The sequence below is a fragment of the Castellaniella sp. WN genome, assembly GCF_054457555.1.
This window is the reverse complement of record NZ_JBTKZC010000001.1, coordinates 2,607,722-2,620,692: the sequence shown is the minus strand read 5'-3', so window position 1 is coordinate 2,620,692 and position 12,971 is coordinate 2,607,722. Positions and strand designations below refer to the sequence as shown.

At 63.3% G+C, this 12,971-nt stretch carries 12 protein-coding genes; 9 read left to right on the top strand and 3 right to left on the bottom strand.

Translation table 11 applies throughout. The features are described 5' to 3' along the window. The first annotated feature begins 232 nt into the window (after positions 1-232). From glmS to ACTPOE_RS12375, 9 genes are all read left to right on the top strand, one after another. The gene (glmS, locus tag ACTPOE_RS12415) at positions 233-2,065 is read left to right on the top strand and encodes a glutamine--fructose-6-phosphate transaminase (isomerizing) (RefSeq protein ID WP_458872449.1); all 1,833 of its coding nucleotides are present in this window, start codon (positions 233-235) and stop codon (positions 2,063-2,065) included. A gap of 361 nt (positions 2,066-2,426) precedes the next feature. Then, complete coding sequence (locus ACTPOE_RS12410; RefSeq protein ID WP_458872448.1) at positions 2,427-3,554, top strand: ABC transporter substrate-binding protein; 1,128 nt, start codon at positions 2,427-2,429, stop codon at positions 3,552-3,554. 17 nt (positions 3,555-3,571) lie between these two features. Continuing rightward, positions 3,572-4,444 carry a branched-chain amino acid ABC transporter permease gene (locus tag ACTPOE_RS12405; protein ID WP_458872447.1) on the top strand — a complete coding sequence of 291 codons (873 nt, stop codon included), beginning with the start codon at positions 3,572-3,574 and terminating at the stop codon, positions 4,442-4,444. A 12-nt stretch (positions 4,445-4,456) separates the two neighbouring features. Further along, positions 4,457-5,344 (top strand): branched-chain amino acid ABC transporter permease, encoded by an 888-nt coding sequence (locus ACTPOE_RS12400; protein WP_458872446.1) that lies wholly within the window; start codon positions 4,457-4,459, stop codon positions 5,342-5,344. Then, a complete protein-coding gene (locus ACTPOE_RS12395; RefSeq protein WP_458872445.1) occupies positions 5,317-6,102 on the top strand; it encodes an ABC transporter ATP-binding protein in 786 nt (261 codons plus the stop codon). The genes ACTPOE_RS12400 and ACTPOE_RS12395 overlap by 28 nt, the downstream gene beginning before the upstream one ends. Positions 6,103-6,110: 8 nt before the next feature. Further along, a complete protein-coding gene (locus tag ACTPOE_RS12390) occupies positions 6,111-6,815 on the top strand; it encodes an ABC transporter ATP-binding protein (protein ID WP_458872444.1) in 705 nt (234 codons plus the stop codon). 3 nt (positions 6,816-6,818) lie between these two features. After that, positions 6,819-8,420, top strand: a complete 1,602-nt coding sequence (locus ACTPOE_RS12385; protein ID WP_458872443.1) for an AMP-binding protein — start codon at positions 6,819-6,821, stop codon at positions 8,418-8,420. Further along, positions 8,417-8,899: a MaoC/PaaZ C-terminal domain-containing protein gene (locus ACTPOE_RS12380; RefSeq protein WP_458872442.1), complete on the top strand. Its 483-nt coding sequence runs from the start codon at positions 8,417-8,419 to the stop codon at positions 8,897-8,899. Before ACTPOE_RS12385 ends, ACTPOE_RS12380 begins: the two co-directional genes overlap by 4 nt. A gap of 62 nt (positions 8,900-8,961) precedes the next feature. Beyond that, a complete protein-coding gene (locus ACTPOE_RS12375; RefSeq protein ID WP_458872441.1) occupies positions 8,962-9,972 on the top strand; it encodes an NAD(P)H-dependent flavin oxidoreductase in 1,011 nt (336 codons plus the stop codon). A 60-nt stretch (positions 9,973-10,032) separates the two neighbouring features. Here the strand turns inward: ACTPOE_RS12375 and ACTPOE_RS12370 are convergent, their stop codons facing one another. The 3 genes from ACTPOE_RS12370 to ACTPOE_RS12360 all read right to left on the bottom strand — a co-directional run bounded on the left by ACTPOE_RS12370 (position 10,033) and on the right by ACTPOE_RS12360 (position 12,934). Continuing rightward, positions 10,033-10,962, bottom strand: coding sequence for an electron transfer flavoprotein subunit alpha/FixB family protein (locus ACTPOE_RS12370; protein ID WP_458871324.1), 930 nt, complete (start codon positions 10,960-10,962; stop codon positions 10,033-10,035). Next, on the bottom strand, positions 10,963-11,712 hold the full coding sequence (locus ACTPOE_RS12365) for an electron transfer flavoprotein subunit beta/FixA family protein (RefSeq protein ID WP_458872822.1): 750 nt from the start codon (positions 11,710-11,712) through the stop codon (positions 10,963-10,965). It lies immediately after the preceding gene. Positions 11,713-11,747: 35 nt separating this feature from the next. Continuing rightward, positions 11,748-12,934 (bottom strand): IS3 family transposase gene (locus tag ACTPOE_RS12360; RefSeq protein ID WP_458869997.1). Its coding sequence is split into 2 segments (ribosomal slippage): positions 11,748-12,670 and positions 12,670-12,934, totalling 1,188 coding nucleotides; the frame shifts between segments, so codons are not numbered across the junction. Between the last annotated feature and the right edge of the window lie 37 nt (positions 12,935-12,971).

The following is a 12,971-nucleotide window of genomic DNA, read 5'->3' as shown; positions in this document are numbered from 1 at the left end:
GGACGCAACAGGCGTGGGGAAGAGCAAACGCGGGAGCCTGATATTTGCGTTGTTCAATTCATTCACAGCGATTTTATGAAATAAAATTTCATAATGAATATTATATGAAATTTTATTTCATATTCTAGGTGAAATAGAAATCTTATTTCCTTCTCCCCGGTCCACAATAGCGCAGAACCGGACCGGCCCCTACCGGTCCCCACTCGTCTTTCCGAATCAGGAGCATCTTTCTATGTGTGGCATCGTCGGCGCAGTGGCGCAGCACAATATCGTTCCCGTTCTGCTCGAAGGCTTGCGCCGCCTGGAATACCGGGGCTATGACTCCTGCGGCGTGGCCGTGCACACGGGCACCGGGCTGCGGCGGGTGCGCAGCACCCAGCGGGTCGCCGAACTCGCGGCGCAGGCCGCGCAGGACGGCGTCCAGGGCCTGACCGGCATCGCCCATACCCGCTGGGCCACGCACGGCGCACCGCTGACGCACAACGCGCATCCCCATTTCTCCGGCCCGGATCAGGGCGCGCCGCGCATCGCGCTGGTGCACAACGGCATCATCGAGAACCACGACGTCCTGCGCGCGGAACTGCAGGCCGCCGGCTACATGTTCCAGAGCCAGACCGACACCGAGGTCATCGCCCACCTGGTGGACCACCTCTACGACGGCGACCTGTACGCCGCCGTGCAGCAGGCCGTGCGCCGCCTGGACGGCGCCTACGCCATCGCCGTGTTCTGCGCCGAGGAACCGCACCGCGTGGTCGGCGCGCGCCAGGGCTCGCCCCTGGTCGTCGGCCGTGGGGCCGACGGCAACTACCTCGCGTCCGACGCGCTGGCGCTGGCCGGCACCACCGACCAGATCATGTACCTGGAAGACGGCGACGTGGTGGACCTGCAGCTGGCGCGGGTGTGGGTGACGGACGCCCAGGGCAAGGCCGTGGAGCGCGCCGTGCATACGGTCCAGGTCCATACCGGCGAGGCCGAGCTCGGCCCCTACCGGCATTTCATGCAGAAGGAAATTTTCGAGCAGCCGCGCGCCGTGGGCGACACCCTGCAGGACATCGACGCCATCATGCCGGAACTGTTCGGCGACGGCGCGCATGCTGTGTTCCAGGCCATCGACCGCGTGCTGATCCTGGCCTGCGGCACCAGTTACTACGCCGGCCTGACGGCGCGCTACTGGATCGAAGCCCTGGCCGGCATCCCCGTCAACGTAGAGATCGCCAGCGAATACCGCTACCGCACCAGCGTGCCCGATCCGCGCACCCTGGTCGTCACCATCTCCCAGTCCGGCGAGACCGCCGACACCCTGGCGGCGCTGAAGCACGCCCGCGGCCTGGGCATGGACCAGACCCTGACCATCTGCAACGTGGCGACCAGCGCCATGGTGCGCGAATGCAAGCTGGCCTTCATCACCCGTGCGGGGGTGGAAATCGGCGTGGCCTCGACCAAGGCCTTCACCACCCAACTGACCGCCCTGTACCTGCTGACCCTGGCGCTGGCCCGGACGCGCGGCCGTCTGGATGCCGCCGCCGAGGAACAGGCCGTGAAGTCCCTGCGCCACCTGCCGGCGGCCGTGTCCGCCGTGCTGGCGCTGGAGCCGCAGATCATCGCCTGGGCCGAACGCTTCGCCAGCAAGGAAAATGCCCTGTTCCTGGGGCGCGGCATGCATTACCCGATCGCCCTGGAAGGCGCGCTGAAGCTGAAGGAGATCAGCTATATCCACGCCGAGGCCTATCCCGCCGGGGAGCTCAAGCACGGCCCGCTGGCCCTGGTGACCGATGCCATGCCCGTCATCACCATCGCGCCGCACGACGAACTGCTGGAAAAACTGAAGTCCAACATGCAGGAAGTGCGCGCGCGCGGCGGCGAACTGTACGTCTTCGCCGACGCGGATTCCCAGATCGCCAGCGCCGAGGGCATGCACGTCATCCGCATGCCCGAGCACTACGGCAAGCTCTCGCCCATCCTGCACACCGTGCCGCTGCAACTGCTGGCCTATCACACCGCCTGCGCGCGCGGCACGGACGTGGACAAGCCGCGCAACCTGGCCAAGAGCGTGACGGTGGAGTGAACCTCGGCCGGCCCGGTGTCCTCGGTCGGGTCGGCGGGAAACCGGGCCAGGCGCCACGGCGGCATGGCCTGGGCCTGCGGCCCGATGGGCAGGGCGCAAGCGCGGTGCCGACGTTGAACAGCGTCGCGGTGCCGCCCGGCGGCGGGCCGGCATGGGCCGCGCTGCGCGGCGACTGTTCCTAGCGTTTACCCTGGGATTAACGCTGCTGAAACCGACTCTTTCTCAAATGAAAATTGTGAGGCATTGACTGCGAGAGCACACTCCACGAAGCATCAGGCGTGCTCTTGCCCGGACGGAGGAGCCGCCTGCATGACGCCGAGGCCATGCCACAAGACCTCGCCGACAAGATCAGGAGACAGACATGTTGCCCTTCAAAAAAACGCTTTGCTTCGGTTTGCTGTTCATGGCTGCCTGGAGCCTCCCGGCTTCAGCGGCAAATCTCACGATAGGCGCGCTATTTCCCATGAGCGGCCCGAACGCCACCTATGGCGACGTATTCGGCTCCGGGGTCAACCTCGCCGTGGAGCACATCAATGAAGACAAGATGATCGACGGGGGGCTGTCGGTCCAGTATGAAGACAGCCAGGCCCTGCCGCAGCAGGGCGTCATCGGCATGAACAAGCTGGTGAACGTCGCCAAGGTGCCCTATGTGCTGTCCGCGTTCACGGGAGTTTCCAAGGCCATCTCCACCACGGCGGCACGCACCAAGACCGTCGCGGTCAACGGTGGTGGCGTCGGCCCGGATCTCGCGGATCTGGGCCCTTATTTCTGGAACATCATCCCTCTGGCCAATGACGAGGTCCGGGCGGTGCTGCCCTACCTGGTCAAGGAGCGCGGGATGAAGCGCTTCGTGCTGGTCTATGTCGATGATCCGCTGGGCGCGGGGATCCGCAAGGAACTGAAGGACACGCTGCCCAAGGTCGGTGGCGAACTGATCGAAGCCCTGTCCGTGCCTGCGACGGCCCAGCAGTTCAGCGGCATTGCCGCCCGCGTGCGCTCGGCGAACCCGGATGTGATCTACATCGCGTCCTATGGCGCCCAGCAGTCCCAGATCGTCAAGCAGTTTCGCGACAACGGCATCAAGCAGCAGCTGGTGAGCTACACCGCCTTCTCGGTGCCGGAGATCAACGCGCTGCCGGAAGCCAAGGGCGCCCTGTACACCAGCCAGAATATCGACTGGAATTCCCAGGATCCCGTCACCAAGCGCTTTGTGGACGACTATCGGAAGAAATACGACAAGATGCCGACGGCGTATATCGCCAATTACTACAACGCGGCCCGGTTGTTCGGATTGCTGGCCCACGAGCTCGAACAGCAGGGCAAGCCCGTGACCGGAGAGAATCTGCTGGCCCAGCGTCTGAAGGACAAATCCTTTGATCTGGTGGGCGGGCAGGTAACCTTCACGGAAAACGGGACGGTCGTCAGCCCGATGCAGATCAACGAGATCGACGGCGCTGGCGGCAAGGTGGTGTCGGTCGTGGCCGAGTAATCGGGGGGCGGGCCGACATGCTGCTATTGCAACTGTTGATCAATGGCGTGCAGGTCGGAGCCCTGTATGCCCTGATCGCCGTAGGATTTTCGCTGATCTTTGGTTCGACCAAGATATTCCACTTCGCCCATGGCGCGACCTTCACCATTGCGGCGTATATCTTCTATTACCTGTATTCCATCCTGCAGCTGCACTGGACAGTGGGCGTAGCGGCCGCGACTGCCGCGGTGGTCGTGTTCGGGGTCTCCCTTGATCGCTGGGTCTATGCGCCGATCCAGCGGCATGAGGGCTCTTTTTTCACGGTTTTCGTGGCCTCGCTGGGCATAGGCATCATTGTTCAGAACCTGATCGGGATGATCTTCGGCCGAGGATTCGTCTCGGTCACCTCGCCGCTATCGCGCAGCATGGAGATCCTCCCGAATCTTTATGTCGCTCCGCTTTCCGGGATCGCCATCCTCTGCGCGCTGGCGTTCTTTTTCGCCTTGCAGGCGTTTCTCATGCGCACTCACGTCGGCATGGGCTTGCGGGCGCTGTCCGAAAATCCCGAACTGGTCCGTGTCTATGGGCTCAGTCCGCGTCGCCTGTCGATGGTGGTGTTCGCTCTGGGGTCCTTGCTGGTGGTCCCCGCCGCCGTACTCAGCGCCAGCAGTTCGGGTTTGAATCCCGCTGTCGGACATCACGTCATGCTGATCAGCCTGGCCGCGACCATCGTGGGCGGAGTGGGCAGCCTGCGCGGCGCGGCCTATGCCGGCTTGCTGCTGGGCATCACCGAGAACCTCGCCCTGATGTATCTGGAACCTCAGTGGAGCGAAGCCGTCACCTTTGTCGTGCTGTTCCTGTTCATCCTTTTCCGGCCGTCCGGTTTTTTCGGCCGCGCCATTGCATCGTGAGGAACCGGGAATATGACCGCCTACATCCTGAACCTTGTCACGCTGATCAGCATCAACGCAGTGCTGGCGATCACACTCAATTTCATCATGGGGTATGCCGGTATCTTCTCCATGGCGCACGCGATATTTTTCGGCGTCGGGGCTTATACGGCCGCCTATTTTGCACTGCATTTCAGTGCCTCGCTCTTTCTGGCCGTTCCGGTCGCCATGGTGGCGGCAGCGGTCCTGTCGTTGGTGCTGGCATTGCCGGCCCTGCGGGTGAGGGGCGAATATTTCGTCGCGGCCTCGCTGGGCCTCCAGGTCCTGGGGGTCACGATATTTGCCGAATGGAAATCCTTTACGGGCGGCCTGGGCGGCATCATCGGCATTCCGCCTGTCGAACTGTTCGGCTTCGCGGTCACCGATCCCGCCTATTTCGTGCTGCTGTCCTTGGGCTGCCTGATCGTGGTGCTGCTGATCACCAATGTCCTGCTGCGCTCCAGCTTCGGCCGCAACCTCAAGGCGATCCGTGACAGCGAGTCGGCCTCCCACGCGTTCGGCAAGAATGTCGCGGTCATCAAGACACTGTCGGTCATGATTTCCTCGGCGCTGGCGGCCATTGCAGGCGCCCTTTACGCCTTTTACCTGGGGTTCATCAACGTCGAGAGCTTTACCCTGGACACGTCGGTCCTTCTGATGGCGATGGTCATCATCGGCGGCACAGGGACTTTGTTCGGGCCTGTCGTAGGAACCGTATTGCTCATGCTGCTGCCCAGTCTCTTCAGCTATATGTGGTTTCTGCCTTCTTCAGAGGTCGGCGCAATCCAGCAGATCGCCTATGGTGCGGCCATGGTGTTGCTCATGATATTCCGGCCGGGCGGAATCGTCGGGCCTTGGGGCGGCAAAGGAAAAGCACAATGAACGCACCGAAGCACGACGTCCTGCTGCGGATTTCGGATCTGCAGAAAAATTTCGGCGGCTTGAAGGTCACCAACAACGTGTCTCTCGACCTCCGCGCCGGGATCGTCACGACGCTGGTGGGGCCGAACGGCGCGGGCAAGACCACGCTGTTCAACCTGATCACCGGCCATCTGACCCCCACTGCGGGAGACATCGTCTGGAAGGGCGAATCGATCGTCGGCCAGGCGCACTGGAAGATCGCGCGCAAGGGAATCGCCCGGACCTTTCAGGACCTGCGACTGTTTGATCAGATGACTGTCGAAGAGAACGTCCGTACCGTGATGGAGCCGGCGTCCTGGATATGGCAGCCGGGCGGCCAGGCGGGCAAGAAGGCCCGTGAAGAACGTGTGCGGCACATCCTGGAAAGAACCCGGCTGTCCGGCAAGGCGAAGGTCCGGGCCATCGACCTCGCGTATGCGGAGCGCAAGTTTCTCAGCATGGCGCGGATCATGGCGGCGGATGCGAAGCTGTGGCTGCTGGATGAGCCGGCCTCGGGCCTGGACCGCGGCTCGTATGACCTCTTCCTGGAGCTTTTGCGCAGCGAAGTCAGCCAGGGGGTGACTGTCTGCATCATCGAACACAATCTGGACATCGTCATCGGAATTTCCGACCGCATCGCTTTTCTGGACCAAGGCACCTTGTTGTCCGAGGGCGATCCCGACGTGATTCTGAAAGACCCGCATCTGGCGGCTATCTACTTTGGAGAGCAGACGGCATGAATGGAAGTGTGCTCAGAACCGAAGGCCTGGTCGTCGGCTACGGAGGACGGCCGGTCTTGAACGACTTCAACTTTGAACTGCGTGCGAACGAGGTCCTCTGCCTGATCGGCCATAACGGCGCCGGCAAGTCCACGCTGCTCAAATCCCTGTTCGGACTGGTGGCGCGCCAGGCCGGCCGGATCTACCTGGACGGAAAGCCGCAGGACGCCCCCCTGGAACCTCGCGCGCTCACGGCGGCCGGGCTGTCGCTGGTGCCCGAGGGCCGGGGCGTCTTTCCCGGCCTCACGGTGGCCGAGACCATGAAAATGGGCCTGTGGGCCGCCAATGTCCCCAAGTCCGAACGCACCGAGCGCCTGGAGTGGGTGATGACGATATTGCCTGCCATGGGCAAGTTCTTCCATCAGAGGGCGGGCACGCTTTCGGGTGGACAGCAGCAGATCGTGTCGATTGCGCGTTCCTTGCTGAGCCGTCCGCGCTGCCTGTTGATGGATGAGCCTTCGATCGGCCTTGCGCCGAAACTGTTTCAGGATCTCCTCGGCCCCATTCGAGAACTGCAATCCAGAACCGGCATGTCGATCCTGCTGGTCGAGCAGAACGTCAAGGAGGCGCTGAAGATCTCCGACCGCGTGGTCGTGATGAAGTCTGGAGCCATCATCGCCGAGGCGCTGCCCGGCGACCTGGATGACAACGCGAAACTGATGGAGTTGTACTAGAACATGTCGAGCTTGCAGACCCTGGAGGCCCTTCTGGCGGAGCAGGTTGCACGTCAGCCGGAAGCCATTGCCCTGATCGAGGAACACCGCAAGGTGACCTACGAGGAATTCAGCCGGCTGTGCGCCGGTACGGTGTCCTGGCTTGCCGCCCGGGGCATCGGCCGGGGAGACAGGGTTGCCGTCTGGCTGGTCAACCGTCTGGAATGGCTGGCTCTGTTCTTTGCGCTGGGGCGGCTCGGGGCCACGCTGGTGGCCGTCAATACCCGCTATCGAGCGCATGAACTCGAGCACATCCTGGAAAAATCACGCGCGCGTCTGCTGGTGCTCGAACTCAATTTTCGCAAGATCGACTTTCCCGGCATCCTTGCCGACGTGAATCCGGACGCGGTCCGCGCGCTGGAGCGGGTCGCCGTGTTGAATCCGGCGCAGCGGGCCTTGCCGGATACGATACTGGGCAGGCCCACCGTGGCGTTCAGCTTGGACGGCTTGCCGCCTGGCAAGACGGAAGGCAGCGGACGTGCGGACGACCTCAGCATTCTCTTCACCACGTCCGGCACGACCAGCGGACCGAAGCTGGTCATGCACACTCAATACACGATTTCCACGCACAGCCGGCGCGTGGCGCAGGCATACCAGTTCCTGCAGGATGAGGTCTGCCTGCTGGCCGCTTTGCCTCTGTGCGGGGTTTTCGGTTTCAACGCGGTCCTCGGCGCTTTTGCGGCCGGCAGGCCGGTCGTCCTGATGGACGTCTTTGACGGCGGGAAAGCCGCCCGTCTGATCGGGCTTCATCGGGTGACCCACATTTTCGGCAGCGACGAGATGTTCCGCCGGATCACGGAGCATGGCGTCGGCGATCGCCCCTTTCCCTCGCTGCGCGTCTGCGGCTTTGCGGCCTTTCATCCGGGGGTGGAAACATTCGGCCGGGCCGCCTGGCAGCGGGGCATCCCCATGTATGGCCTGTACGGATCCAGCGAAGTCCAGGCCTTGTTTTCACTGAACCGGCCGGATGGCGACGTCCAGGACAGGTTGAGGGGCGGCGGGCTGCCGGCCAGCCGCTCGGCCCAGGTGCGGGTTCGGGACGTGGATACTGGCCGGCTCCTGCCGGCGGGGCGGAGCGGCGTGATCGAGATCCGTTCCGACACGAATTTCATCGGGTATCTGGACAATCCCGACGCCACGGCCAAAGCGGTCACGCCGGATGGCTATTTCATCACAGGCGACGTCGGCTATCTGCGCGATGACGGAGGATTCGTCTATCAGACCCGGCGTGGCGACACCATGCGCCTGGCGGGATATCTGGTGGATCCTGTGGAAATCGAAAATGCCCTGAAGGAACTTCCGGGCATTGCCAACGCCCAGGTGGTCGAGTTGCAGCAGGCAGGCGGTCGTACCGCATGTGCCGCTTTCGTCATCCTGGCGCCCGGGGCCGGCCTGGACGAAGACGAGGTCAAGGCGGCACTGGGCAGTACGCTGGCGGCGTTCAAGGTCCCGGCCCATGTCTGGCCGATCGCCGAGTATCCGACCACCCAAAGCCCCAATGGCGCCAAGATCCAGCGGACCAAGCTGCGCGACATGGCGATGCAAAAAATGAAGGAAGCATCATGAAGACATACTATCTCGAGGATTTCAAGGTCGATCAGGTCTTTGAAAGCGGTGGGCGGACGATTACGGAAGCTGATCTGACGTTCTTTTCCATGCTCTCGGGCGATTGGAACCCTGTGCATGCAGATGCCGAGGCCGCGCGGTCCACGCGCTTCGGACAGCGGGTGGTCCATGGCGTCCTGGGAATGGCCGTCAGTACCGGAATGCTGCATGACATCGGCATCTTCCATCAGTCGGTCGTCGCCATGCTGGGTTTCCGGCACTGGAATTTCCTGGCGCCTCTGTTCGTCAACGATACCGTTCACCTGAAGCTGACCATTCTGTCGGTGGAGCCCGGAAAAAGCGGCCGGAGCGGAAGGCTCGGACGACGCTTCCAGCTCATCAACCAAAGGAACGAGATCGTCCAGGAAGGCGAGAGCGATGTCCTGGTGCTGACCCGTCAGGGCCGGGATGATGCGGCCGCCGCCCCGTCACAATCATGAGCAGGCCGGCGGGATACCGGCCTTGGCCGGCGAATCCCTCCCATCAGGCATACAGGAATCCCATGTCCGCGAACAGACTTCCTCCCGCGCTGCAGAATCTCACCGTGCCGGTGATTTCCGCGCCGATGTTTACCGTGAGCTATCCCGAACTCGTTCTGGCCCAATGCAAGGCAGGCGTGGTCGGTTCCTTGCCTGCGCTGAATGCTCGTCAGCCCGAATTGCTGGACGAGTGGCTGGGCCAGATGAAAACGGAACTCGCCGCTTACCGTGATGCCAATCCGGGAGCCGTCGTCGGGCCGCTGGCGGTCAACCAGATCGCCCATGCGTCGAACGTCCGGCTGGAGCGCGATGTGGCCACCTGCGTACGGCATCGGGTTCCCATCCTGATCACCTCGCTGCGGGCGCCGGTGCGGGAGATCATCGATGAAGTCCACGCTTACGGCGGAATCATCCTGCATGACGTCATCAGTCTGCGGCATGCCCAGAAAGCGATCGATGCCGGCGTGGACGGCCTGATCCTGGTCGCGGCCGGCGCGGGCGGGCATGCGGGAACCCTGTCTCCTTTCGCGCTGGTGGGAGAGGTACGCAAGTTCTATGATGGCCCCATCGTACTTTCCGGGTCCATCGTGTCCGGTGACGGCATACTGGCCGCCCAGGCCATGGGCGCCGACTTCGCCTACATGGGCACGCGCTTCATCGCCAGCCGCGAGGCGAATGCCAGCGCGGAATACAAGCAGGCGCTGTTGAATGCGTCGGCTGCCGATATTATTTACAGCAGCTATTTTTCCGGGATACATGGCAACTATGTGCGCGAAAGCATCGTCCGCGCCGGCCTGGATCCTGATCATCTGGATGATTTGCCGGCGCCTCGGATGAGTTTCGCGGACGGCCGCTCCAAGGCGAAGGCCTGGAAGGACATCTGGGGCGCCGGACAAGGGGTTGGACTGATCGACGACCTGCCCTGCGTGGCCGAGATCGTGAGTCGTCTGAAGCAGGGCTATCAGGCGGCTCGCGAGCGTCTGGCACTCACTATCACAACGCGGCACGGCTGTTCGGATTGCGCGACGGAATGACCGGCAGTCGGAATTGAAGGGCGGGGAGCCTCCGCCCGGCGGCCTGCACGGGATCGCCGTTCAAAGCGCCTGGACGAGTTCGGGCACGGCCTGGAACAGGTCGGCCACCAGGCCGTAGTCGGCCACCCCGAAGATCGGCGCCTCGGCGTCCTTGTTGATCGCCACGATCACCTTCGAGTCCTTCATCCCCGCCAGATGCTGGATCGCCCCCGAGATCCCGACGGCCACGTACAGCTGCGGCGCCACGATCTTGCCCGTCTGACCCACCTGCCAGTCGTTGGGCGCATAGCCCGCGTCCACCGCCGCGCGCGAAGCCCCCAGCGCCGCGCCCAGCTTGTCGGCCAGCGGATCCAGGATCTTGAAATTCTCCGCGCTGCCCAGCCCCCGTCCGCCCGACACCACCACCTTCGCGGCGGTCAGCTCCGGACGGTCGCTCTTGGCCAGCTCGCGGCCCACGAACCGCGACTTGCCCGCATCGCCCACCGCGTCAACCGTCTCGACCGCCGCCGAGCCGCCCGTCTCGGCCACCGGATCGAAGGCCGTCGTGCGCACCGTGATGACCCGGGTCGCGTCGGCCGACTGCACCGTCGCCAGCGCGTTGCCGGCGTAGATCGGACGCACGAACGTGTCGGCCGATTCCACCGCCACGATGTCCGAGATCTGCGCCACGTCCAGCCTGGCCGCCACCCGCGGGGCCACATTCTTGCCCGAGGCCGTGGCCGCGAACAGAATATGACCGTAGCCGCCGGCCAACGCCAGCACCTGCGCGGCCAGATTCTCCGCCAGCCCCTCGGCCAGCGCCGCGCCGTCGGCCAGCAGCACCTTGCTCACCGAGGCCACCCGCGCGGCCTGGTCGGCCACGGCGCGCGCCCCCGAACCCGCCACCAGCACGTGCACTTCGCCCCCGATGGCCGCGGCCGCCGCCACCACGTTGCGAGTCGCCGCGCCCAGCCGGGCGTTGTCATGTTCAGCAATGACCAGAATGCTCATTTACACCACCTTCGCTTCGTTCTTGAGTTTGTCCACCAGCGCGGCCACGTCGGGCACGATCACGCCGGCCGAGCGGCTGGGCGGCTCGGCGACCTTCAGCGTCTTCAGGCGCGGCGCCACGTCCACGCCCAGGTCCCCGGGGGCGACGCTGTCCAGGGGCTTTTTCTTCGCCTTCATGATGTTGGGCAGCGTCACATAGCGCGGCTCGTTCAGGCGCAGGTCGGTCGTGATCACGGCCGGCAGCGCCAGGCTCAGCGTCTCCAGCCCGCCGTCGACCTCGCGCGTGACCTGGACGCGCTCGCCCTGGACCTCGACCCGGCTGGCGTTGGTCGCCTGCGGCCAGTCCAGCAGCGCGGCCAGCATCTGGCCGGTCTGGTTCGCGTCGTCGTCGATCGCCTGCTTGCCCAGAATCACCAGGCCGGGCTGCTCCTTGTCCACCAGCGCCTTGAGCAGCTTGGCCACCGCCAGCGGCTGCAGCTCGGCGTCGGTCTGCGCCAGAATGCCCCGGTCCGCGCCAATCGCCAGGGCCGTGCGCAGCGTCTCCTGACACTGCGACACTCCGCACGACACGGCCACGATCTCCGTGGCCGCGCCCTGTTCCTTCAGCCGCACCGCCTCTTCGACCGCGATCTCGTCGAACGGGTTCATCGACATCTTGACGTTGGCGATGTCCACGCCAGTGTGATCGGATTTCACGCGCACCTTGACGTTGTAGTCAACCACGCGCTTGACCGGTACAAGTATTTTGATATTGCCCCCGTTTTTCGTAGTCCTTAGTTCGGGGTTCAGGCAGCGATTTTATAGTGATTCGCGTGCCAGATTTTTTCGTATTCCATTGGACTGGTGTAGCCCAGTGCCGAATGCAGTCGCCGGTGGTTGTAGAACGTAATCCAGTCCATCACGGCAACTCTGGCTGCGCGGTGGGAAGCAAACTTTCGGCCATCAAAGCAAGCGGCCTTCAAACGCGCCCAGAGGCTCTCTGTTGGCGCATTATCCCAACAGTCTCCCTTCCTGCTCATCGACGGATGGATCTTCCAGGTGCGCAGCGCCTGCTGGAAGTCATGGCTGCAATACTGGGCGCCCCTGTCGCTGTGGAAGATCAGTCCCGGTGCCGGTCGGCGGCGCAAATAGGCCATCTCCAGGGCATCCTTGACCAAGCTGGTCTGCATGTGCGGCTTCAGGCTCCAGCCAACGATCTTACGGCTGAACAGGTCGATCACGGCCGCCAAGTACAACCACCCTTGGTCCGTACGCAAATACGTGATGTCGCCGCACCAGATCCGGTCCGGTTGCGGCGGATTGAATTGCCGCTTCACCAGATTTGGGGCTACTGGCAAGGCATGCCTGCTGTCGGTCGTCACAACATATTTGCGTTTGACGCGAGCGCGTATTCCGTGGGCTTTCATCAGCAACCGAACCCGCTCCTTTCCTACCTTCAGCCCACGTCGCCGAAGCTCCCGATAGATCCTCGGCCAGCCGTACTCTGCCTTCACCTCACGGTGGATGACGCAAATGTGAGCCAGTACCCGTTCATCGGGCAAGCGAGTACCTGCCGAGACACGTCCAGAACGCTGCCAGCCGTAGTAGCCGCTTTCGCTGACACACAACACCCTGCACATCGCACGAATCGGCCAGCGACCTTTCATTTTTTGAATCCAGGCGTACTTTGCAGCGTGTCCAGCGCAAAGTACGCCGCGGCTTTTTTTGCAATGTCACGCTCCATCCGAAGCTGGGCATTCTCAGCTTTCAGACGGGCAATCTCCATCTGTTCCACCGAGACTGGCGCTGTCGCTTTCGTGGGCCCTGGGCCTAGATCCCCGAGCTCGTGTTGACGTACCCAGTTGCCTAAACTTGCCTTCGGAATCCCCAGCGAATCGGCCACGGCACGGATTGACGATCCCGCCAGCACCTGACGCACACTCTCTTGCTTGAACTCCTGCGTGTACTTCGCACGCCTTCTCAAATCTGTCATTTCTTACTCCTTGAGTTCCAATTTAACTGGAACTAAG